Genomic DNA, 23,172 nt, shown 5'->3' on the forward strand with positions numbered 1-23,172 from the left:
CATCGACATGATTTGGAGATGTAGATGGCGAACCCGGTACTTTTTGTGATTGCCCACCCAGACCTCGGCCAATCGCGTGCCAACCGCCATTTTGCCAGCATCGCAAAATCTGTCGAAGGCGTCGAAGTGCTCGATCTTTACAAAGCCTATCCCGACATGTTCGTGGATGGCAGCCATGAGCGTCACCGCATCAACGACAAATCTACACTGATCTTACAATTCCCCATCTATTGGTATGCGGCCCCAGGGCTGCTCAAAGAGTGGATTGACCGCACTTTTTCCTATGGCTGGGCCTATGGCACCAATGGCCATGCACTGGAGGGTAAAAACCTAATGCTGTCCATTGCCACTGGTTCCGAGGAACGGGCCTATGCCAAAGGCGGCGCCCACCAATATCCGTTGAAAGAGTTTTTGTTGCCCTACCGCCAAACCGCACATTTTTGCGGGATGAACTGGCTTGATCCCTTGGTGTATTACCATGCCCGCGCCAGCGAAAAAGAAGAGCTGCTCGCCCATGGCAACATGTTAAAATCGCGATTAAATGAGCTTGTGGGCACCCCCAGCGAATTGGAGGCTGCACATGGAGCATAGTTTCCTTCTCGCCTGCTTTATCTTTTTGTCAGCAGCTGTGATCGTGGTGCCCTTCGCCAAGGCCACAGGTCTCGGCTCTGTCTTGGGCTATTTGCTGGCCGGCATCATCATTGGCCCCTTTGGCTTGGGCTTGGTCACCGACCCGGAAACCATCCTGCATTTCTCCGAATTCGGCGTCGTCATGATGCTGTTCCTGATCGGGCTGGAATTGCAGGTGCGCGAACTCTGGTCCATGCGCAACAAATTGTTTGGCCTTGGTTTGCCGCAAGTGCTCATCACAGCGCTGGTCATCGCGTTAATCGGCTATATGGCGTCTATGCCGTGGCAATCTGCCGTTATTATGGGCCTTGGCCTCGCCCTGTCCTCAACTGCCATTGTGCTCAAAATCATTGAAGAACGCGGCATCATGGCCACCAATACGGGCCGTTCCGCCTTTTCTGTTTTGCTGCTGCAAGATATTGCCGTGATCCCCATCTTGGCGATCATCCCGCTTTTGGCATTGCCCGAATTGGTGGGCCATACCCCCACTGACGATGGTCACGGCGGAGCCGCCACCGCTGAAGGGGGATGGCAAGTCGCAGCCAAAACTGCCTTTGTTTTCGCCACCATGTACCTGTCCGGACGCTATTTGTTGCGCCCCGTCATGCGCTTTATCGCCAAAAGCGGCGTGCGCGAAATCTTCACCGCACTATCTTTGCTGCTGGTCGTGGCAGCTGCCCTATTGATGGAATGGATCAATGTGTCTGCAGCGCTTGGCGCCTTCATGGTGGGCATGATTTTGGCCGACAGCGAATATCGACATGAACTTGAAAGCGATATTGAGCCGTTTAAAGGGCTGCTGCTGGGCCTTTTCTTCATCTCCGTGGGCATGAGCATCGAATTTGGCGTATTGCTCGACAACCCGGTCCTGATCGCCAGCATGGTGATCGGCTTGGCCGTGATCAAAATGGTCATCCTGTGGAGCTTAGGCACCATTTTCCGCTTCCACGTTGCAGATCGTATGCTGTTTGCCATCATCTTGGCGCAGGGCGGTGAATTTGGTTTCGTACTGTTCCAGTTCGCCACCGCATCAGGTGCGTTGCTGCCCGAGCACGCAGACTTGCTCAACGTCACCGTCGCCATCTCGATGGTCATCACCCCCATCTTGATTTTGATCTATGATCGCTTGCTCTCACCAAAATTGGTGAAAGACAACCAGACCGACCGGGAGCCGGATGATATTTCAGTGCGCAATCGGGTGATTGTGTTGGGATATGGACGCTTCGGCCAAATCGTCACCCGCCTGATCACCGCGCAAGGGTTCGACGCCACTTTGATCGATCACGATGCTGAACAAATCGATTTGGTGAAACGATTCGACACCAAAGTGTTTTTTGGTGATGCGCGGCGAGCAGATTTGCTGGCCGCAGCCGGCGCGAACCAAGCCCATATTCTAATTATCGCCATCCACAACCCCAACACGGTGACCGAAATCGCCGCCATGGTGAAAAAGCACTTCCCGCATATCACCATTTTGGCACGGGCACGGGATCGCAATCACGCCCATGAGCTGATGGATGAAGGCGTCACCGATTTTGTGCGCGACACATTCCACTCCGGCCTCCAATTGGGCATCAAGGCCTTGGTGGCACTGGGATATGAGGAACACCGCGCCCATCGATTGGCTAAAACTTTTGCCCGCCACGACATCAAAATGCTGCATGAAGCTTATGAGCTGAAAGACGATATGGAAGCGATGATCGGTCATGCGCGCTCCGCCAAAGAATTGCTGGCCCAGGTTATGGAGTCAGATCTGGTGGATCTGGACCCCGCCAACGCCAACAACTGGACATCTGAAAAAATTCCAGATGATATAGAGCGCGAAAACAAAGCCCGCTCTCAGGAATAAATTCATTGTCATTTTTCGATATCGACCCCAACCTCTATATGGTGGCGGCTCTCACCATCTTTTTGGTCTCTTTGTCAAAATCGGGGCTGATTGCGGCCCTCGGCATTATTGGCGTGCCCATGCTCACATTGGTGATGCCTGCGCGTGAAGCTGCGGGCATGATGTTGCCCTTGCTTTTATTTATGGACGCGATTGGCATCATCGCCCTGCGCAAACAGGTTTCATGGCCAAATATTCGCATTCTGCTGCCCGCCGCCCTTGTTGGCATTGTACTGGGGTGGCTCTTTTATGCCTTTATCACCGAGGCAATGGTGCGGCTCATGATCGGCATCATCACCATTATCTTTTGTTTGGATGCGTGGCTGCCGCTGCGTCAGGCCCTGCCTGATAAACCGCCTTCCAAGCCCTGGGGCTGGTTTTGGGGATCATTGGCGGGTTTCACCAGCTTTGTCAGCCACACTGGCGGCCCCCCTTTTCAAATCTATATGCTGCCCCAGCGGCTGGCGCCCGTGCTCTATGCGGGCACGACCGTCATCTTCTTCACAACCGTCAATTTGGTCAAACTGATTCCCTATGCCGCGCTTGGGCAATTATCGGTGTCTAATCTCACGCTGGCACTTAGCCTTTTGCCCGTCGCCGCCATCGGCATGGCCATCGGCATATTTTTGGTCAAGCGGATTAACGCCAAGCTATTTTACAACATTGCTTATGTGCTGGCTTTTGTTCTGGCGCTCAAGCTCGTTTATGACGGCACAATGGCCTTTATATAAACAAAAAGGCCGCGGGAGATCCCGTGGCCTTCGATGATCCAAAGACTTTAAATAATTGGACTTACACTTACACTCTTACTGACGCGTCTGCCCCTGCAACTTCGACATTTCGTCTTTCAACTCGAGCTTCTTTCGCTTTAGCTCACCGATACGAAGTTCGTTCAATGCCGGTCGTTGCATCTCTTGATGAATTTGCTCATCTAATGATGCATGTCGGCGCTCGAGCGCGTTGAGGTGGGAAGTAGTGGTCATGAAGTCTTCCTTTCTCTTATGAACAATGAAAGTGTGACAAAAAAATTATGGCCTGTCCAATGGCAATTTTGTGGCGATTTGGTTCAAATTATTGCCGCTCTGTTAAAACACAGTGCAATTGCTTGAATTTTGAGGTAAAATGGCTGTGTATTGCGTAACAACCGAACAGACGGTCTTTCTGTCATGATGAACTTAACCACCGAGCAAAAAGCATATATGGGGGCCGAATTGGCTGCCAAGCGCCAGGAGCACAAGGATTTAGACGCGTCAATCAACGCGCTTCTAGCCACCGGTTGCCAAGACGCCATGATGTTGCAGCGGCTGAAAAAGAAAAAACTCGCGATCAAAGATCGCATTATTTATCTCGAGCAATTCGTGATTCCCGACATTATCGCCTAAAGACCAAACTCAACAGGGCTGCAAACGCTTGCAAAGTGCCCCTTATTAGGCTAAACGCCCTTTTTGACATTTAGCGAGGGGCTGAAATGCCAACCAACCCGCCAATTGCCATCGTTATGGGATCTCAATCTGATTGGGCCACCATGCGTCATGCCGCCGATACACTGGATCAGCTTGGCATCGAATATGAAGCGCGCATTGTTTCTGCGCACCGCACCCCAGATCGCATGTATGAATTTGCCAAATCCGCCGAGGAACTGGGCTTCAAAACCATCATCGCCGGTGCCGGCGGTGCCGCCCATTTGCCCGGCATGGTTGCCGCCCTCACCCATCTGCCCGTATTTGGCGTTCCTGTGCAATCGAAAGCCTTATCCGGCAAGGATAGCCTTTATTCCATCGTGCAAATGCCAGCGGGCATTCCCGTCGGCACATTGGCGATCGGTCAGGCTGGCGCCACCAATGCCGCCCTCCTCGCCGCGGCTGTGATCGCGCTTTTTGATGAAGAAGCCCGCGACGCGCTGATCGAATATCGCAAGGCACGCACCCAAGCCGTCAACGAGTTTCCAACAGACGAGTAATTATGAGCAAGATGCTGCAGCCCGGCGCAACCATTGGCATTCTCGGTGGCGGACAATTGGGGCGTATGCTTGCCCTCGCCGCGCACAAATTGGGACTGAAAGCCCATATTTATTGCCCCGACCCGCAAAGCCCCGCATTTGAGGTCACACCGCACAAGACCATCGCCTTGTACGAAGACCGGAAGGCACTAAAGGCATTTGCTGAAACGGTCGATCTGGTCACCTATGAATTTGAAAATGTCCCTGCCGCGACCGCAAAAGCCATTCTTGAATTCAACACCCCCTTGGCACCCGGCGCCAAAGCCCTCGCCACCGCGCAGGACCGCTTGATCGAAAAGACATTTATTGAGCAAGCAGGCGTGCCTGTTGCCCCCTTTGCCAATGTGGAAAGCCAAGCAGAGCTGGAAAGCGCGGTGCAAACCATCGGCCTGCCCGCTGTGCTTAAAACGCGGCGCTTTGGTTATGATGGCAAAGGCCAGAAATTCTTGCGCCAGCCTGAGGACGTAACAGGGGCCTTTAAGGAGCTGGGTGAAAACCCTTGCGTGCTTGAAGGCTTTGTCAGTTTTGACCGCGAGATTTCCGTGATCATTGCGCGCACCGCCAGCGGCGAAACCGCAGCCTATGATCCGGCAGAAAATGTACACCAGGACGCTATTTTGCACACCAGCACGGTCCCCGCGCACATTTCGGATCATGTGAAGCAAGAGGCGTTAAATGCGGCCGCGAAAATTGCCAATGCGTTGGATTATGTGGGCGTCATGGGCGTTGAGTTCTTCGTCACCGACGCAAATGACCATCTTGTGGTCAACGAAATCGCCCCGCGTGTGCACAATTCAGGCCATTGGACCGAGGCCGCCTGCCTGATTTCACAGTTTGAGCAACATATGCGCGCCATCGCCAATTGGCCTTTGGGTGACACCACACGCCACTCCGATGTGGTGATGACCAATCTGCTCGGCAACGACATCAACCAGGTCACCAACGCCCCCGCACCGCACACCATGGTGCACCATTATGGCAAATATGAAGTGCGCCCCGGGCGAAAACTGGGTCACATCAACCAAATTTCCCCCAAAAACAGCTAATTTTAGCGGCAAAAACCGCGTGCTTCGCTGGACAAATGGGATTCAATTTGCTATTCACCACGCCAACGATGGCTGGATGGTCCAGCTCGCGTCGGCAGGTTATTGGCCGATGCCTGATTTTAACAACGATTTAAAGGCGGTGTAGCGCGTGCAAGTAGTCGTTCGCGATAACAATGTAGATCAAGCTCTTCGGGCTTTGAAAAAGAAACTTCAACGCGAAGGTGTATTTCGTGAAATGAAGTTGCGTAACTACTATGAGAAGCCTTCTGAGAAAAAGGCACGTCAAAAGGCTGAAGCCATTCGTCGGGCACGCAAGTTGGCACGTAAACGTGCACAACGCGAAGGCCTCGTCGGCGGTCGCTAAGATTTACGCCTTTTGCTAAGAATTAAAAACGCCGCTCTTTCGAGCGGCGTTTTTGTTTGTCCAAATTATGCAGGTTGATCAGGCTGCGGCTGCGGCATAGGCTCACCCGAAAGCAGCTGGGCAAACACTTGATCAAACACTTCGTCGGGCTGCGCACCAGACATGGCATATTGCTCATTGAAGATGAAGAACGGCACGCCCTGCACCCCTTGCTTGCTGGCATCCGCTGCCGCTTTTTCAATATGCCCTTTAAGGTCCTCGCGCTGCACCAGCGCAAAAATCTCTTCCCGGTCAAACCCATGCGCCTCAGCCAAATCGGCCAAGAAATCAGGGTCCGAAATATTTTCGGCTTTCAAATAATTGGCGCGGCTCAGGGCCAAGGCAATTTCCTGCTGCTTATCTTGCTCTTTGGCGATGGCGATCAAAATCTGTGCCCGCTGCGTCGGATAGCGTATTTCTTGCTTGCGCATATCGAGATCAAGGCCAGACTTTTTTCCTTCTTCTTCCAACCGATCCCACATTTCATCTGGGGCCTGGCCATATTTCATTTGCAGAACGTCGCGCGCATTCTCGCCGCCTTCGGGCGTGTTCGGATCCAACAAATAAGCATGATGTGTCAGTTCCAACTCCACATTGGGATCAAGACGTTGCAACGCCTGATCAAAGCGGGTCAGCCCCACCAAACACCACGGACAGGCAGGGTCTGAAAAAAGGTCAATCTTGATTTTGTTGGACATAAAAGGCTCCCGTGATTCGTTGCCCCAGCCTAGGGGGTTTGACCGATCTTGACAAATCACAGCTAGCTTATCTTGACGCGCGTCACTTACCGTTTATGGGCAATGCGCTGGGCGTAAAATCCCCCCGACACGCCAGCATATCGGCTTGAAACGCCTGGCGCTCCGCTTCGCTCAAATTATGATAATTCACAATCGATTCCACAATGTTCAGTTTGCGCTGCAATGCGGGCTGCTCGAAATGTGTTACCAAATCAAACAAGGTCTCGTCCTGTTTGGTGATGCTGTAAGACACCCCAAAATGCTCCAGCATGATATAGGCGGCAAACAACTCGGCAAAATCCTCAAACTGATTGTTGCGCCCATAAAAAGAGTTGAACCCTGCCTCATCAAGATCAAGCAGCCTTTCGCTGGATTCCCCAACGCCCAGAATATCGGAGAATATGGCTTCATAGCCGGCAAGGGCGTTGCGCGATTGATAGTCCGACTTATTCAACGCTTGGTGCGCAAACTCACAATGGAAGAGTCCCAAATTCGGCCGACTATTATAGTCTGCATTGGTATCGATGATGTGGCCCAGTTCATGAATAAGCACACTGGCAAATGAATATCTTAAGCCCCAATTGTTCGGCTCTGCAAAATTCAGGACCAATTCAAGGTCGCCGCCGTCTTCGAAATAACGGGAATCATCACTCAACCAAGTCCATCGATATTGCGTTGGCGGAAGAGCCTCCTCATTGTTCCTCAAAAGCAAATAAAACAGCTTCTGCCGATCAAAATAGATCGTAGTGCCACGCACAAATGCAACGGTGCCCGTCAGATGATAATTTTTCACCACTCGAATTTCATCCACGGCACAAAACGCTTCTTTGATGATGCGCGGTGACTTTTCAAAAACTAAATCAAATTGCGGCTCGACTGGGTATGCGGCATAGCTATCGGGAAGAGGCCCACACCTGTCTTGAAAAGGATAGTCCGCATAGCAAATCTTGTCTGAAGGTGGTGTTGCACACACCTCGGCGTTTGCTGCAGACAAGCCAGAAATGCACGCAAAAATTATGGCTGCCGCACGTATGCCATTTCGAAAAAGCATATGTGACCTCTTTAAATATTGGCGATCAATACCAATACGTATCACATCCCCTTCAAGTTCACCGCGTCGCGCATCAATTGCACATTGCGGCTCACGCGATCCTTTTTAGGCTCAGTGTCCGTCCAATAAAGCGTGTGGGTAACAAAGCGCGATTTGCTGCCAAACCGCTCATAGGTGATCTTCACATTTTGATCGAGGATGCCCTGACCAAACCGGCCTGCCCCGCGCAAAGGTCCGCCCAGCACATCCCCCTGCCAGAAGAAGAAGGGGTTGTGCTCATCGTAAAAATTGGTCCAGCGCACCGCAGAAAATACGGCACCATGGTGGGCATAGGCATTCTTTGCATCCACCGCCCATTCCGTGCGCGTTTTCGGGATCGGTTTTTCGGCGGCAAAATCGATGGGGTCGTTGGAATAAAGCACACCAAAATCATCGTTAAAAACTTGCGGTGGCGCGGTAGGGAACAAACGCTCTTTTTTCAACTTGCCAAAGTTCACCGCCCCGCGGGCCAGCAAAAACTGTGCATGGCTCAACGGTGATCCCGCGGTGATAAAGTCGGTGATTTTCCAATAGGCGTTGCTCTTTCGGCCATCTTTGCGCGGCACAGCACCTTGCGCACGTATGGCGTCCGACACATTGGTTTGCGCCGCACAATAGCGCGCCAGATCCGCATCAGACCATCGCTGGATGCCATATTTCTCGTTTAGCTCCAGCACCAAATGGTCATGGTCGGCCAACGCTTGCCGCACCTTTTTGCCTGGCGGGTTTTCGTTGGTCGGCCCCAACTCCTCCCACAACAGGTGCAAAATATCGTAGGCCACGACGGAGCCAAGCGAATGGGCAACGATCACGATGCGCTCATAAGCCGGATCTTCATGCAAACGCCGCAGCAATTGCAGCCCGCGATCCCGCACCAGATGGCGCCCAGCCACCGTATCCGGATGCGCGCCAAGATAACCGGCAACGTCGCCCAAATAGGGCAGAAAAATCAACGACGTGGCGATCGACAGCAAAATGGTGAAGCTGACCACCAAAGTGCGCAGGGTCAAATCTTCCGTGAGGAAAATGAGATAATATGTCACCAACCCGATCAGCGCATAGCTCGGCCATCGCAGCAGCCAGCGCAACGAATTTATTCGCGCCGCGACCAAAATCATGAGCACCAAACACACCACCCCGAGAAAGATAACCCCCGGCACACTCAGCCGGGCCTGTTTGGCCGCCTCGGACCAGAAATCAATGCCAAACTGTGTGGCCACGCCCAGAAACAAAACGCTGAACATCACCCACAAAATCAACACCACCAAAAAGCAAAGCGCCGTCCAGGGCCAAACCATGCGCTCCAGCACATATTCTGGCCGCACCTTGATGACGCGCATCAACCAGCGCCACAGATTTTTAAGTTTCGCATTGTCCAAAATGTCGGCGTAGTAAAACTCAAAGAAATCCGTGCGGCAGCCATCCTGCATCCCTGGCGTGGTGATGCGCTGCAAATCATGGCTGCCGGTTTTGATATCCGGCACGATCCAGCTTTTGTTGCCATCTTCATCGCGATTTTGCGGGTCATCCAGCGCAATCGAATCGTCAGTCGTCCAAAGGGCGTCAACAATGGTGCGCATGGTGCCCATGGGGCGCTGCTCGCCCATGCCATGCACCACCACCACAGCTTGCTTTTTACGTGTCATTCTGGCTCTGCCCCAATGTCAAAACTCAATCTACGGAATCGGATAAAAGTGCGTTCGCCGCATTATCATGCAAACGCCCCAAGAGATCAAAAAGCAAATCCTGCTCACCCTCGGTCATGCCCGCCATTAAGATCTCATTCATTTGAACATAGAATGTCGAAAGGCCGCGCTTGCCTTCGCCTTTCTCGGTCAGAAACAATTGCGTCGCGCGCTTGTCCTTGGCGTTCACCCGCTTTTCCAGCCACCCTGCTGTCTCCATCCGGTCTGTCAGCCGCGACATGGCCGGCAACGCATTATTGCTGAACTTGCACAACATGCCCACGCTGATGCCATCATGCTGCCACAGGGCATTTAACACCACCCATTGCTGCAAGCTCAAATCGTGCGGCGCCAACAATTTATTGGCCAGCTGGTTTACCCGAGCGCTGGCGTGGGTGACCTCGCGCCCCATCGATTTTGGCCGCGTAACAAGCGGCTCATTTGTGGTCGTCATCGGCAATCTCACCTTTTTATTTACATGTAAATATTTTTAGTTTACATGTAACATAAACTTACTATCGAATGGAGTGTCCCATGTCAAACCATCCTCTCCCCGTCACAAAATATTCCCGCCCCGCCCGTTGGCTACACTGGAGCATTGCTGCACTTTTGATTTTAACCTTTGCGCTCGGTGTGTTCCTCGACAACAGCAGCGCCGATAGCCTGAAGTTCTTGCTGATCAAGTTCCATGCCCCCTTGGGCACTCTGGTGGGCGTTTTGGTGCTCGTGCGCACCTATTTCGCGTTCAAACATCCGCGCCCCCTGCCCGATCCAAACTGGTCAGCCTTGGTGAATTGGGCGTCAAAAATCACGCACATCCTGCTCTATGTTTTGCCACTGGCCCTCGTCATCTCCGGCATTGTCATCATGGCCCTATCTGGTCTTTCTGAAATGCTGATCACCGGGCAAACACAAAATTGGCCAGCCCTGAATGAGCTGTTGCCGCGGACGGGCCACGGCGTCACCTCAAAGCTATTGTTGGCGGCAATAGTGTTGCACATTGCAGGCGCCATCTATCATCAGCGCATTGCCAAAGATAATATCCTTGACCGCATGCGCTAAACAAAAAAGGGCGCCGCAAGCGGCGCCCTTCTCAAATCCGTAAATTGACCTGATTAATGGTCAAACGCTTTCACAATATCTTCGGTCATTTTCTTGGCATCGCCAAACAACATCATGGTGTTGTCGCGGAAGAACAGTTCGTTCTGAACGCCCGCATAACCGGCGGACATGCCCCGCTTCAGGAACAGCACCGTACCCGCATTTTCCACGTCCAAAATCGGCATGCCGAAAATGGGTGATGCCGAATCGGTTTTCGCCGCCGGATTGGTCACATCGTTCGCGCCAATCACAAAGGCCACATCCGCTTGCTGGAATTCTGAGTTGATGTCTTCAAGTTCAAACACCTCGTCATAAGGCACATTCGCCTCAGCCAACAACACGTTCATATGGCCCGGCATCCGCCCCGCTACAGGGTGAATGGCATATTTCACTTCAACGCCTTCGGCCTTGAGCAAATCAGCCATTTCACGCAATGCGTGCTGGGCTTGCGCCACCGCCATGCCGTAACCGGGCACGATCAACACTTTTGACGCGTTTTTCATCAAGAACGCCGCATCATCCGCCGCTCCAGATTTAACCGGACGGGTTTCCTCTTCGCCGCTTGCTGCCGCAGAGGAATCTGAACCAAAACCGCCAAGGATCACCGAGATAAAGCCGCGGTTCATTGCCTTACACATAATGTAAGACAGGATCGCCCCTGAGGAGCCCACCAGCGCACCGGTGATGATCAATGCTGTGTTGCCAAGGGTGAAACCGATGCCGGCTGCTGCCCAACCTGAATAGGAGTTCAGCATCGAGACAACCACGGGCATATCCGCGCCACCGATTGGAATGATCAACAGACCACCCAGCACCAAAGCCAAAATGGTGATCAGCCAGAAATAGATCGGATCGGCTGTTTGCACAAACAACACGACCAGCACAACCAACGCCACCGCAATCGCGATATTGATCATGTGCCGCGCAGGCAACATGATCGGCGCGCCGGACATACGGCCATCCAATTTCAAAAAGGCAATCACTGAGCCGGTAAAGGTTAAGGCACCAATCGCGGCACCAAGGCTCATTTCAACCAAGCTGGCACCGTGAATGTCGCCCGGTGAGCCAATGCCAAAGGCTTGCGGCGCATAAAGCGCAGCGGCAGCCACAAACACGGCCGCCAAGCCCACAAGCGAGTGAAACGCTGCCACCAATTGCGGCATGGATGTCATGGGTACGCGACGCGCAATCACCGCACCGATGCCGCCACCAATGGCGATACCGCCAACGATCAAGCCAATAGCCAACGGGTCTTTCGGCCCCGCCACCAGCAAAGTGGTGACCACCGCAATGGCCATCCCGATCATACCAAAATTGTTACCCTGACGCGCCGTTGTCGGATGCGACAACCCCCGCAACGCCATGATAAACAGAACCCCAGCGGCCAAATAAAGAAGGGCCGCAATATTTGCAGAAATCATTATGGATTATCCCTTCTTCTTGTACATCGACAGCATGCGCTGCGTGACGAGAAAGCCACCAAAAATATTGATGCTGGCCAATATGAGCGCGATAAAGCCGAACCAGCGGGCAGGCCCTTGGTCATCGACCAAAGAAATCCCCACAGCCAGCAACGCACCCACCACGATCACAGAAGAGATCGCGTTGGTCACAGACATCAACGGCGTATGCAATGCGGGCGTTACGCTCCACACCACATAATAACCCACAAAAATCGCCAAAACGAAAATTGCAAAGCGGAAGGTAAACGGAGCAATTGCACCATCACCAGCCGCGCCAGACGCGGCAGCAGCGCCGCTTGCCAAAAATTCCATCAAAACCATTTACGCCTCCTTCTTTTCAACAAAGGCTGAGTGCACAACGGCCCCATCCCGCGAAAGATTTGTGGCCACAACCAACTCATCTTCCCAATCGATCGCCAGTTCCTGGCTTTCCTTGTCAATCAAGGTCTCAAGGAAGGCATAGAGGTTTTTGGCATAAAGCTGCGATGCAGAAGCGGCCAAACGGCTTGGCAGGTTTTCGTACCCAATGACTTTTACGCCCTTATGGTCCACCACTTCGCCGCGTTTTGACACTTCAACATTGCCGCCACGCTCCACCGCCATATCGACGATCACAGACCCCGGTGCCATGCTCTCCACCATCGCTTTGGTGATGAGTTTTGGTGCCGGACGGCCCGGAATAAGTGCGGTGGTGACCACAATATCCTGCTTCGCAATATGTGCTGAAACCAGTTCAGCTTGCTTGGCTTGATATTCTTTGCTCATCTCTTTGGCATAGCCACCAGCGGTTTCCGCTTGCTTGAACTCGTCATCCTCAACGGCGACAAATTTACCGCCCAAAGATTCAACTTGTTCCTTGGCGGCGGGCCGCACGTCCGTCGCGGATACAGCCGCGCCCAAACGCTTGGCGGTTGCAATTGCTTGCAACCCGGCCACGCCTGCGCCCATCACAAAAGCCTTGGCAGGACGTATCGTGCCCGCCGCAGTCATCATCATGGGAAACGCACGATCAAAGGCGTAGGACGCCTCAATCACCGCCTGATAGCCCGCAAGGTTCGCCTGTGAGGACAACACGTCCATCACCTGCGCCCGGGTAATCCGCGGCATAAATTCCATGGTGAACAGCGCGTAGCCCGCTTTCGCCAATGCCCCGATTTCTTTTTCATGGCCAAACGGGTCATGCATGCCCATCACAAGGGCATTCTTTTTGGCCCCTTTGAGCTGCTCAACAGTGGGGCGACGTACCGTCAACACCACGTCCGCACCTTTGACCGCTGTGGCGGCGCTGGTCGAAATGCTCGCGCCAGCTTCTTTGTAGTCCTTATCCAAAAGACGCGACTCTTCACCCGCGCCTTTTTCTATTGCGACTTTGGCCCCAAGTCCCACATATTTGGCCACCACTTCCGGGGTGACCGCCACACGGGTCTCGTTGGCTGTCTGTTCGCGCAAAACCGCTATTCTCATGCCAGTTCCTTCTTAGTTGCGCACATACAAGGTAATGCGCCGCCCCCCAACCAATCGCGGCACGATGAAAGATCTGCCCCTATGCGTTAGGCGACAAATCCGAAATAAAGGCCAATCAAAACCACCGCGATAATGATGGCTGACCATTTGGCCAACTGCAAAAAGCCGTGATAGGTTTTGGTTTGCTCTTCATAAAGTTTTTCAGCTTCAGTGCTCATAAGTCTCTCCAGTTATCTTGATTGATCCAACGCTTCCAATTCGTCGATCAAACCTTCAATCATACCCAGCCCCAGGGACCAGAAATTAGGATCTTTTGCATCAAGGCCAAACGGGGCCAGCAATTCTGAATGGTGCTTTGAACCGCCTGCTTTCAACAGCTCAAAATACCGCTCGGCAAATCCGTCTTCCGATTGCTGATATTTCGCATAAAGCGAATTCACCAAACAATCGCCGAATGCATAGGCATATACATAAAATGGCGCGTGAATGAAATGCGGAATATATGACCAAAATGTCTCATAGCCCTCATTAAGCTCCACCGACGGGCCAAGGCTTTCACGGCTTGTGTCCAGCCAGATTTGATCTAGCTCTTCCGCCCGCAACTCGCCCTCACGGCGCTTAATATGCACCGCGCGTTCAAAGCTATAAAATGAGATCTGCCGCACAACTGTGTTCAGCATATCTTCAACCTTGCCCGCCAACAGGGCAAAGCGTTGCTCCGGATTGTCCGTCGCTTTCAGCAAAGACCGGAACGTCAGCATTTCGCCAAACACGCTTGCGGTTTCGGCCAAGGTCAGCGGTGTATCTGCCATCAGGGGCCCTTGATCTGCCGCCAACACCTGGTGCACCCCATGGCCCAATTCATGTGCCAAAGTCATCACATCGCGGGCTTTGCCCAGATAATTGAGCATCAAATAAGGATGGGCGCTGGGCACTGTTGGGTGGGCAAAGGCCCCGGGCGCCTTGCCATCACGCACCGGTGCATCAATCCAACCACTATTGAAAAACGGCTGCGCCACTTCGGCCAGTCTCGGCGAAAACTCGCCATAGGCATCAAGCACCATTTTCTGGGCGCTATCCCAATCAAAGATGCGATCATCGCTGGTGGGCAACGGCGCATTGCGATCCCAGGCATTGAGCTTTTCCTGCCCCAGCCACTTCGCTTTCATCTTATAATAGCGGTGTGACAAGCGTGGATAAGCCTCGCGCACGGCATTTTCCAGCGCATCGACAACTTCCCGCTCAACCGAGTTGGCCATATGGCGGCTATCAGCAACATCTTCATAACCGCGCCACCGATCAGAGATCTCTTTGTCCTTCGCCAAAACATTGGTGATGTGCGTGAACAAACGCTTGTTTGCCCCCAGCGTTTCCACCAAACCGCCATAGGCGGCTTCGCGTTTTGCCTGATCCTTGTCAGTCATCATGGTCAATGTGGGCTCAAGCGATAGCTCTTCGCCATCCACATCGAACTTCAAGCTCGACATTGTCTCATCAAACAACCGATTCCATGCAGAACGCCCAGTCACAGATTTATCGTGGAAAAGTTCCTCCACCCGATCTTCCAGCTGATAAGGCTTGGCCTTACGCAACTCGTCAAACCAAGGCTTATAGCGGCCCAGCGTCGCGTCATCCGCCAGCGCCTTGTCCAACACTGCATCATCAATGCGATTCAATTCCAGCGAGAAAAACAACAAGGGGGTTGAAATCGTGGTCAGCTTTTCATTGAGGTCGCCCATAAATTTGGCGCATTCCCCATCAGCAGTATTTTGCGCATATTGCAAATAGGCAAAGGAGCCAATCCGCCCCATCTTGTCCGATAGCGCTTCATAGCGTTCAACTGTTTGATAAAGGTCGCCACTTTGCGCCAAATCAGCCAGTTTACCCTTATAATCTTCGGCAAAAGCCTTCGCTTCTTTTTCGCACCAGGCGATATCGTCTTTCAGCGCATCGCTCTCACGCCCCGAATAAAGGTCAGACAAATCCCACTCGGGCATCACCCCAAGTTTTTGCGCAAGATCTTCATTGCTCATGCAGTGGTCTTTCTTTTTTGCCGTCATTTTGGCGCAAACCTTATCATATGCGCCTCACTTGCCAAGACCGTATTGCGCGATGGGCGTCCTATGGTCGCCCAAATGCGAAAATCTAAATATCCCAGTCCATAAAATGGGCGGTGAACATCAAACTCTCCACAAAGCCATGCGCCAGGATAAGCGGCCATAAATTGCGCCTATAGGCAAAAAACAAAAGCCCCAACCAAAAGAAAAGCCAATAAGACCCGTGATCACAAATCCGCGAAGCCTTGATAATAAAAATGGCCAAACGCATTTTGGCGCAATGAAATGAATATCCTTAATCCACTGTTAAGAACTCGGACCTAGCCTGACCCAAATTAGGACAGTTTGTGATTCGACGGGTGGATGCTCGTCCAATAAGAGAGCTTATGGCCAATATTCTTGTTATTGACGACGATCCCATTCAATGCCGCCTCAGCGAAGAGATGCTTAAAACCCACGGTTTCGAGCCCTTCATAGCCGCAAGCGGCGCAGAGGGGTTGGCCCTTCTTGAATCAGAAAATATCCAAGCGGTGATTTTGGATTTGGTGATGCCCGAAATGGATGGCATGACCGTGCTCAGTGAAATGCGCACCCGAAACTTCACCCAACCGGTGATCGTGCAAACGGCTCAACCTGCTATTGAAAATATTATTTCGGCCATCCGATTGGGGGCCAGCGACTTCTTTTCCAAGCCCATCGCGCCCGAGCGGATGATCATTTCGCTGCAAAACGCCCTGAAGCGGTTTGAGCTGGAAAATTGTTTGCGCACCGAAACACATCGGCAAAAAGGCGCACTCAGCTTTAAAGACATGGCAGCCAAATCTCCGGCCATGAAAAAATCCATCGCCCATGGTGAAAAAGCCGCCGTCACACAAATTCCCGTTCTGATCGAAGGCGAGGCCGGGACGGGCCGCGATATGATGGCCCGGGCCATTCACCATCATGCCAAGCGCGGCGGCAAACCCTTTATCGCTCTTAATTGCTCCACCCTTGATGAACATGAGTTGGACAAAATGCTGTTCGGCGGCGAAGGCCAGAAGAAAACAGTGTTTGAGCAAGCCCAGGGCGGCACGCTCTATCTCGATGAAATTGGCGCCCTGTCCATGGAATTGCAGGGCAAATTGCTGGCGTTGTTCACGGGCAAACAACTGAGCACCTCTGCGGATGACCATGCCCCGCTCGACGTGCGCCTGATCTGCGCCACATCAAAACGCCTGCTCAACCTGACCAAGCAAAAACAGTTCCGGGAAGACCTTTATTATCGGTTGAACATTTTCCCCGTCTATATGCCGCCTTTGCGCGACCGGGCTGAAGATATTCCCGATCTCATCAGCCATTTCGTGACCAAATTCTCTGTAGCGGAAGGCCGACGCATCGACGGCTGCACACCAGAAGCGCTAATCATGCTCACTCAATATGAGTGGCCGGGCAATGTGCGCCAATTGGAAAATGCCGTTTACCGCGCAATCCTTTTGTCGGAAGATGGTCATCTTACACCCAATGAATTCCCGCAAATTCAAACATCCTTGCAAGGCGCTGAAAAACTAAGATCAGCCCTTAAATCAATGTCGCCGCAAGCGGCCCCTGCCCATATTGATGCGGCCACACCCCAGGTGATGCCGCTTAAGCCGAAGGCTCAACCCATCAAAGACCGCTTTTTGAGTGATGATGGTCGGGTCAATAATTTAGCTCAGGTGGAAAAAGACCTCATCGAATTTGCCTTGAAAAAACACAGCGGCAAAATGAGCGCTGTAGCCCGCGCTTTGGGCATTGGCCGCTCGACCCTTTACCGAAAATTAAAGGAATATGGCCTGGAAACAGACCAGTCCAACGCTGCTTAACACTTTTTTGCAACACAAGCAGAAATTCGTAAGGAATTCGTGATAACAATTTCGCGAAACGCTTGGTGAGCAGGCCGTTCTTAGCTATAAACAGGGCGTTTCACGATTCTGGTGTATCATCGAACGTGACGTGTTTTGGGACGGAAAAGGGATAAAAATGCGCGGATTTAAACTTGGTATTTTGGCGGCAACAGCTTTCGCCCTTCTTCCCTTATCCGCAGCACAGGCCCAGCAGGTCATCAACATCAACGGGGTGGAAGCCACCCGCGTTGTTATTGGGCCGGCGACCACACCACTGGCCAAAACCATTAAAGCGGGCCTTAAAGACGACTATTATGGCGCCAGCGCGGGCTCTCGCGAATGGCAGTCTGCCCAAAAGCTGTATTATTTCTACGGTGAACGTAATTTTGAGCCGCTCTGGTTAGATCAGGATGGCGATAAGCTCAAATTTTCCGATAAGGCGAAATCGATCATCGCCCTGTTCGAAAATGCAGAGCTCGATGGCATGCGCCCCAGCGATTATCTGACAGATGCGCTGGACCTGACCAATATTGAAAATGAGCCTGAGCGTCTTGCCGCTGTGGAAACGGCGTTTTCCCAAAGCGCGATCCGCTATGCCCAGCATGCAGCTGGTGGTCGCGTGGACCCGCGCAGCGTTTCCCGCTCTATCACGCTCAACCCCACCCGCATCGATGGGGCAAAGATGCTGATCGACTTGGTTCAATCCAGCGATCCAGCTGCCTTGCTTTATAGTTTACATCCATCTCATCGCGAATTTGTTGCCTTGCGCGACGAGCTGGCCAAAAAGCTTGATGGTGTTCAAGAAGAACAAATCATCGTGCCCAATGGTCAGTTGTTGAAACTGGGCCGCACAGACGACCGCCTGCCGCTATTACGCGCACGTTTGGAAGTGCCCGCCAGCGACCCCGCTGATGAGCTGGTTTATGACCAGGCCATGGTCGACGCGGTTGAAGAGTTCCAATCCAGCCTTGGCTTGGTGCCAGATGGCGTGGTTGGGCCAGCGACGATCGCAGCGTTGAATGGTGCAAATGGCGCCAGCGTCGAAGACATTGTAGCCAATATGGAACGTTGGCGGTGGATGCCCAAAAATCTGGGCGACTTTTTCGTTTTCGTGAACGTGCCTGAATATCGGCTCGAAGTACGCTCCGGCGACACTGTACGTCACGCGACCCGCGTGGTGGTGGGCAAACCAAAGCACGCGACACCGATTTTCTCTGACGAGATTGAGCATGTGGTGGTCAATCCCTATTGGAACGTGCCGCTCTCAATCACCAAAAATGAACTGCTGCCTTCGGCCAACGGCAACCCGGGCTATTTTGCAGCGCGCAATTATGAATTGCTGGCCGGTGGACGCGTGATCAATGCGTCAAATGTGGATTGGGCCAATGTTAACCCAGCAAACCCTCCATTCCGCATCCGCCAACGTCCAGGCCGCGGCAATGCGTTGGGACAGATCAAATTCTTGTTCCCCAACCAGCATTCGGTTTATTTGCACGACACCCCGTCAAAGAGCCTGTTCTCGCGCAGCTATCGCGCCTTCTCTCACGGCTGTGTGCGCGTGCACAATCCGCTTGAATTTGCCGATGCATTGTTGGCCTTTGAACCTGATTTGAGCCTGGACAAAATCAAATCCATGTTTGGCTCGTCAGAACGTTGGAACAATTTGAAGACGCATATTCCTGTGCATATTTCATATTTCACCCTGCGGGTGAGCGGCGATGGCACAATTCGATCATATGGTGATGTCTATGGCCACCACCAGCGCTTGATCAATCTGCTAAACAGCTAAGAACCACAATTAATCTTTGATTTACCATGATTTCGCCTGCGTGCGCATAATGTCGCACGGCTTGCCCTATGCCTTTTTCACGCCATTTTGATTCCTATATTGAAGTGAAAGGACGTTGGCTGGGCAGTGCTCGTAAAAATTTGCTGTTGCTTGCTTATCGTTAATAAAGTCTAATTAAGTTCGGTATAAACTGAACCAACTAAATGTGACTGGTGACAAAAATAGGCATCAAAAGAGTGTTGGGCAAATTAGTATCGAGTTGGTCTCAAAGGCTGCGCCGTGCCGCAGCAACATTATTGGTGGCAGCATTGCTGGCGCCAACTCTGGTTGTGCCAAGTTTTGGCGCAGGTGATCGCACGCTCTATTTGCACTACACCCACACGCGTGAAACCGCGAAAATCACATTTAAACGCAATGGCCGTTACGACAAAAAAGGCCTCGCCGAGCTCAACCAATTCCTGCGCGATTGGCGGCGGAATGAACCCACAAAAATGGATCCGCGCCTGTTTGATTTGATTTGGGAAGTCTATCAAGAAGTCGGCGCGAAAAAGCCTATCCATGTGGTGTCCGCCTATCGGTCGCCCAAAACCAATGAGATGTTGCGCGCCCGTTCATCCGGTGTCGCCAAAAATTCAAACCACACACGCGGCCTCGCCATGGATTTCTATATCCCCGGCGTCCCCATCTCTAAACTGCGCCAAGTCGCCATGAAAAAACATGTTGGCGGCGTGGGCTATTACCCATCATCCGGCAATCCGTTTGTGCATTTGGACACCGGCAGTGTGCGCGCCTGGCCACGCATGACCACGGCGCAATTAAAGCGGATCTTCCCCAAAGGCAAAACCATGCACATCCCCTCAAATGGAGTGCTGTTGTCAAAAGCGGGATATGCTGCGGCCAAATCGGAATGGTCCAAATGTCGCCAGCTGCCCTGTGGCGGCAGCACGCGCACTGCGTCATTGTCGAGCAATGATGATGATGGCAACAAAACCACTTTGATGGACATGTTGTTTGGTGGTGATGGCGAAGACAACACAGCCAAAAACACCCCACGCCAAACCACAGTGAAGGCCACCCCTATTCGAGTGGCGGCGCTGTCTGGCTTGCCGCCCGCACGCCCTGAAAGCGCTGGCGAAACATTCGCGGCCCCCGAGTTGGTTGTTGCCGATGCGGTGACGCCGCCATCTAAGCCCGTGCAATTGGCCGCGCTGACCACCGCGCCTAAAGAAACGAACAATGCAGACGAAGGCCCCGCATCGCGCTTCGAAGTTGCTGATGAAGGCGAGATTGTCACCCCGCCATCGGCGCGCCCTCTGATCAACGAGCCTGGCCGCGATCCGCTGGCACCGCTGCGTGTGGCCTCTTTGGGCAATGCAGGCACCAGAACATCAGCTCAGCAATCAGATTCTGGTGGCCTGTTTGCCGCCTATGCTCCGCTGCCAGAGCAAACCGAAGATGCACAAAAAGCGCTTGAGAACATTTTGGCGCGCAAGGCCGAACAGGCCCAGCCGAAGACCGAACCCAAAAACCAACTGGATGATTTGCGGCAAACCTTAAGCACAGCATCGCTCACGCCTAATCTGGACGGGTTTGAGCAATTGCTGAAAAACACGAGAAAACCAAACACCAAGCCCAGCTTTGATCCGCTGCGCTATAGCTTGACCCAACGCCGGGGCGAGCTGGTCGCACCTGACCTTGGCCATGTGGTGGAAATGTTTACCGACCAAACCCAACTTACTGAGCCACAATTTGCAGTGCTGTTTGAACCGGACCAAGCAGATATCAACCCCAGCGTGGTCATGGGCAATAAAAGCCAGCTCGGTTTTGATAACAATCTGACGCCACAATTGGTGAGCTTCAACCAATTCGGCGGCTAATCGCCGCATAATCGCCGCAAAAACAATTAAATTGGTTCAAATTCGGGTGCAGGGAGTTGCCTGAGCCTTCAACTCTGCTAAACCAGATCAACGCAGCACGCCAGATAAGGCGGCGCGGACCTTGCATGACATATAAATGAGGTAGCGGTGACCAAGCGCCCTGAAACACCCCTATTAGACAGCATCTCGGAAATCAGCGATCTCCGCGAGATTCCCCGCAATCAATTGGCTCAATTGGCCGATGAAGTGCGTGCTGAAATGATCGACGTCGTGTCGGAAACGGGCGGCCATTTGGGCGCGGGCCTTGGCGTCGTCGAACTCTCTGTGGCGTTGCACCATGTGTTCAACACGCCGGACGACAAAATCATCTGGGATGTCGGCCACCAAGCCTATCCACACAAAATTCTCACCGGCCGCCGCGAGCACATGCGCACCTTGCGCAAAGAGAATGGTCTGTCCGGGTTCACCAAACGCAAAGAAAGCCCGTTCGATCCATTTGGCGCGGGCCACTCCTCGACCTCAATTTCCGCCGGATTGGGCATGGCCGTCGCGGCCGAATTGAAGGGCGAAAAGCGCAACATCATTTCCGTGATCGGCGATGGCGCCATGTCTGCGGGCATGGCCTATGAGGCCATGAACAATGCGGGTGCGATGGATGCGCGTTTGATCGTTATTCTGAACGACAATGACATGTCGATCGCCCCACCCACTGGCGCCATGAGTGCCTATCTGGCACGGCTGGTCTCGGGCAAAACCTATCGCTCTATTCGCGAAACAGCCAAGCAATTGTCAGAACATTTGCCACGCTTCTTCTCGGAAAAAGCACGCCGCACCGAAGAATATGCCCGTGGCTTTTGGACAGGCGGCACCTTGTTCGAAGAGCTGGGCTTTTACTATATCGGCCCGGTCGATGGCCATAATCTTGACCATTTGCTGCCCATTCTGGACAATATCCGCGACACGGACACAGGCCCAATCTTGATCCACGCAGTCACGCAAAAAGGCAAAGGCTATGGCCCTGCCGAAAGCGCCGACGACAAATATCACGGCGTGTCCAAATTCAATGTGATTACCGGCGCGCAATCCAAAGCGCCCGCCAATGCGCCTTCTTACACGGGCGTATTCGCGGAGAGCTTGATCCAGGAAGCCCGCAATGACGATAGAATCGTTGCGGTTACCGCGGCCATGCCATCTGGCACGGGCCTTGATAAATTCGCGAAAGAATTTGCCGACCGCACGTTCGATGTGGGCATTGCCGAACAACATGCCGTCACCTTCTGCGCAGGCTTGGCCGCCGAAGGCCTATCGCCTTTTTGTGCCATCTACTCCACCTTCTTGCAGCGCGGCTATGACCAGATTGTTCATGACGTGGCGATCCAAAATCTACCCGTTCGCTTTGCCATTGACCGGGCTGGCTTTGTTGGCGCCGATGGCCCAACCCATTCCGGCGCGTTCGACACCGCCTATTTGGGCACCATTCCCAACATGGTGCTAATGGCACCGGGCGATGAGGCCGAGCTGCGCCATATGGTGACCACAGCCGCTAAATTCGATGAACACCCCATTGCCCTGCGCTATCCGCGCGGTGAAGGCGTGGGCGTTGATTTGCCCGCCGCTGGTGAGATGCTTGAAATCGGCAAGGGACGCATCATCCGCGAAGGCAAGTCGGTCGCCCTATTGTCCTTTGGCGGGCGCTTGGCCGAAACCATGGCCGCGGCCGAAATCCTTTCCGGCCTAGGGTTCAACCCCACCATAGCCGATGCACGCTTTGCCAAACCCCTAGATACAGATTTGGTGGAAAGGCTGGCGAAAAACCACGAAGTGCTGCTCACAATCGAAGAAGGGTCTACAGGCGGTTTCGGATCATTCGTTCTCAGCCACCTGGCGCAAAATGGATTGCTCGACAATGGCTTGAAAGTGCGGCCTTTGTTTATTCCAGATCACCATTTTGATCAGGCCAGCCAGACCAGCATGTATAAAGCTGCCGGGCTGGATCGCAATGCCATCGCCGCCACGGTGATGCGCGCACTCGGCAATGAAAAAGCCGCCAATCAAGTAATGACAGGCGGCTTATAAAGCTA

Annotated in this window: 21 protein-coding genes and 1 pseudogene; 12 read left to right on the forward strand and 10 right to left on the reverse strand. The window is 53.0% G+C overall.

Features of this window, described 5'->3' with window-relative positions:
* Positions 1 to 24 precede the first annotated feature (24 nt).
* The 3 genes from G549_RS19915 to G549_RS0110515 are packed head-to-tail and all read left to right on the forward strand — an operon-like array spanning position 25 to position 3,249.
* A complete protein-coding gene (locus tag G549_RS19915) occupies positions 25 to 591 on the forward strand; it encodes an NAD(P)H-dependent oxidoreductase (protein WP_036221891.1) in 567 nt (188 codons plus the stop codon).
* Positions 581 to 2,479: a monovalent cation:proton antiporter-2 (CPA2) family protein gene (locus G549_RS0110510; RefSeq protein WP_027834995.1), complete on the forward strand. Its 1,899-nt coding sequence runs from the start codon at positions 581 to 583 to the stop codon at positions 2,477 to 2,479. Before G549_RS19915 ends, G549_RS0110510 begins: the two co-directional genes overlap by 11 nt.
* 5 nt (positions 2,480 to 2,484) lie before the next feature.
* Positions 2,485 to 3,249 (forward strand): sulfite exporter TauE/SafE family protein, encoded by a 765-nt coding sequence (locus G549_RS0110515; RefSeq protein ID WP_051213623.1) that lies wholly within the window; start codon positions 2,485 to 2,487, stop codon positions 3,247 to 3,249.
* A gap of 75 nt (positions 3,250 to 3,324) precedes the next feature.
* Here the strand turns inward: G549_RS0110515 and G549_RS21685 are convergent, their stop codons facing one another.
* Positions 3,325 to 3,501: a YdcH family protein gene (locus G549_RS21685; protein ID WP_084634117.1), complete on the reverse strand. Its 177-nt coding sequence runs from the start codon at positions 3,499 to 3,501 to the stop codon at positions 3,325 to 3,327.
* A 186-nt stretch (positions 3,502 to 3,687) separates the two neighbouring features.
* Between G549_RS21685 and G549_RS0110530 the strand changes: the two genes are divergently transcribed.
* The 4 genes from G549_RS0110530 to rpsU all read left to right on the forward strand — a co-directional run bounded on the left by G549_RS0110530 (position 3,688) and on the right by rpsU (position 5,927).
* On the forward strand, positions 3,688 to 3,900 hold the full coding sequence (locus G549_RS0110530; RefSeq protein ID WP_027834997.1) for a YdcH family protein: 213 nt from the start codon (positions 3,688 to 3,690) through the stop codon (positions 3,898 to 3,900).
* Between the two features lie 86 nt (positions 3,901 to 3,986).
* A complete protein-coding gene (purE, locus tag G549_RS0110535; protein ID WP_027834998.1) occupies positions 3,987 to 4,478 on the forward strand; it encodes a 5-(carboxyamino)imidazole ribonucleotide mutase in 492 nt (163 codons plus the stop codon).
* Positions 4,479 to 4,480: 2 nt separating this feature from the next.
* Positions 4,481 to 5,563, forward strand: coding sequence for a 5-(carboxyamino)imidazole ribonucleotide synthase (locus G549_RS0110540; protein ID WP_027834999.1), 1,083 nt, complete (start codon positions 4,481 to 4,483; stop codon positions 5,561 to 5,563).
* Between the two features lie 148 nt (positions 5,564 to 5,711).
* Entirely contained in the window at positions 5,712 to 5,927 is a 216-nt protein-coding gene (rpsU, locus tag G549_RS0110550; RefSeq protein WP_027835000.1) for a 30S ribosomal protein S21, read from the forward strand.
* 65 nt (positions 5,928 to 5,992) lie between these two features.
* On the opposite strand, the gene G549_RS0110555 is transcribed toward rpsU, so the two are convergent.
* The 4 genes from G549_RS0110555 to G549_RS19920 form a co-directional block, all read right to left on the reverse strand.
* Positions 5,993 to 6,664: a DsbA family oxidoreductase gene (locus G549_RS0110555; RefSeq protein ID WP_027835001.1), complete on the reverse strand. Its 672-nt coding sequence runs from the start codon at positions 6,662 to 6,664 to the stop codon at positions 5,993 to 5,995.
* A gap of 82 nt (positions 6,665 to 6,746) precedes the next feature.
* Entirely contained in the window at positions 6,747 to 7,754 is a 1,008-nt protein-coding gene (locus G549_RS0110560; RefSeq protein WP_027835002.1) for a zinc-binding metallopeptidase, read from the reverse strand.
* A gap of 41 nt (positions 7,755 to 7,795) precedes the next feature.
* Positions 7,796 to 9,439, reverse strand: a complete 1,644-nt coding sequence (locus G549_RS0110565; protein WP_027835003.1) for a hypothetical protein — start codon at positions 9,437 to 9,439, stop codon at positions 7,796 to 7,798.
* Positions 9,440 to 9,464: 25 nt separating this feature from the next.
* Positions 9,465 to 9,932 (reverse strand): MarR family winged helix-turn-helix transcriptional regulator, encoded by a 468-nt coding sequence (locus G549_RS19920; RefSeq protein WP_051213624.1) that lies wholly within the window; start codon positions 9,930 to 9,932, stop codon positions 9,465 to 9,467.
* A gap of 80 nt (positions 9,933 to 10,012) precedes the next feature.
* On the opposite strand from G549_RS19920, the gene G549_RS0110575 reads away from it, so the two are divergent.
* On the forward strand, positions 10,013 to 10,540 hold the full coding sequence (locus G549_RS0110575; RefSeq protein ID WP_027835004.1) for a cytochrome b: 528 nt from the start codon (positions 10,013 to 10,015) through the stop codon (positions 10,538 to 10,540).
* A gap of 53 nt (positions 10,541 to 10,593) precedes the next feature.
* Here G549_RS0110575 and G549_RS0110580 read toward each other — a convergent pair whose 3' ends face one another.
* The 5 genes and pseudogenes from G549_RS0110580 to G549_RS0110600 form a co-directional block, all read right to left on the reverse strand.
* Positions 10,594 to 11,997 (reverse strand): NAD(P)(+) transhydrogenase (Re/Si-specific) subunit beta, encoded by a 1,404-nt coding sequence (locus tag G549_RS0110580; RefSeq protein WP_027835005.1) that lies wholly within the window; start codon positions 11,995 to 11,997, stop codon positions 10,594 to 10,596.
* 9 nt (positions 11,998 to 12,006) lie between these two features.
* Positions 12,007 to 12,333 (reverse strand): annotated as a pseudogene (locus G549_RS21975) (proton-translocating transhydrogenase family protein); the annotation flags it as partial.
* Between the two features lie 30 nt (positions 12,334 to 12,363).
* A complete protein-coding gene (locus tag G549_RS0110590) occupies positions 12,364 to 13,506 on the reverse strand; it encodes a Re/Si-specific NAD(P)(+) transhydrogenase subunit alpha (protein ID WP_027835006.1) in 1,143 nt (380 codons plus the stop codon).
* 86 nt (positions 13,507 to 13,592) lie between these two features.
* Positions 13,593 to 13,724: an aa3-type cytochrome c oxidase subunit IV gene (locus tag G549_RS21690; protein ID WP_084634119.1), complete on the reverse strand. Its 132-nt coding sequence runs from the start codon at positions 13,722 to 13,724 to the stop codon at positions 13,593 to 13,595.
* A gap of 12 nt (positions 13,725 to 13,736) precedes the next feature.
* The gene (locus G549_RS0110600; RefSeq protein ID WP_027835007.1) at positions 13,737 to 15,539 is read right to left on the reverse strand and encodes a M3 family oligoendopeptidase; all 1,803 of its coding nucleotides are present in this window, start codon (positions 15,537 to 15,539) and stop codon (positions 13,737 to 13,739) included.
* Between the two features lie 410 nt (positions 15,540 to 15,949).
* Between G549_RS0110600 and G549_RS0110610 the strand changes: the two genes are divergently transcribed.
* From G549_RS0110610 to dxs, 4 genes are all read left to right on the forward strand, one after another.
* On the forward strand, positions 15,950 to 17,404 hold the full coding sequence (locus G549_RS0110610) for a sigma-54-dependent transcriptional regulator (protein WP_027835009.1): 1,455 nt from the start codon (positions 15,950 to 15,952) through the stop codon (positions 17,402 to 17,404).
* Positions 17,405 to 17,561: 157 nt separating this feature from the next.
* Positions 17,562 to 19,214 (forward strand): L,D-transpeptidase family protein, encoded by a 1,653-nt coding sequence (locus tag G549_RS0110615; RefSeq protein WP_051213625.1) that lies wholly within the window; start codon positions 17,562 to 17,564, stop codon positions 19,212 to 19,214.
* 236 nt (positions 19,215 to 19,450) lie between these two features.
* A complete protein-coding gene (gene mepK, locus G549_RS19930) occupies positions 19,451 to 21,091 on the forward strand; it encodes a peptidoglycan L,D-endopeptidase MepK (RefSeq protein WP_051213626.1) in 1,641 nt (546 codons plus the stop codon).
* 147 nt (positions 21,092 to 21,238) lie between these two features.
* On the forward strand, positions 21,239 to 23,167 hold the full coding sequence (dxs, locus tag G549_RS0110630; protein WP_027835011.1) for a 1-deoxy-D-xylulose-5-phosphate synthase: 1,929 nt from the start codon (positions 21,239 to 21,241) through the stop codon (positions 23,165 to 23,167).
* The last annotated feature ends 5 nt before the right edge of the window (positions 23,168 to 23,172 follow it).

Origin of the sequence: Maritalea myrionectae DSM 19524 (assembly GCF_000423365.1) — a bacterium.
In the GTDB taxonomy this organism is placed as follows: domain Bacteria; phylum Pseudomonadota; class Alphaproteobacteria; order Rhizobiales; family Devosiaceae; genus Maritalea; species Maritalea myrionectae.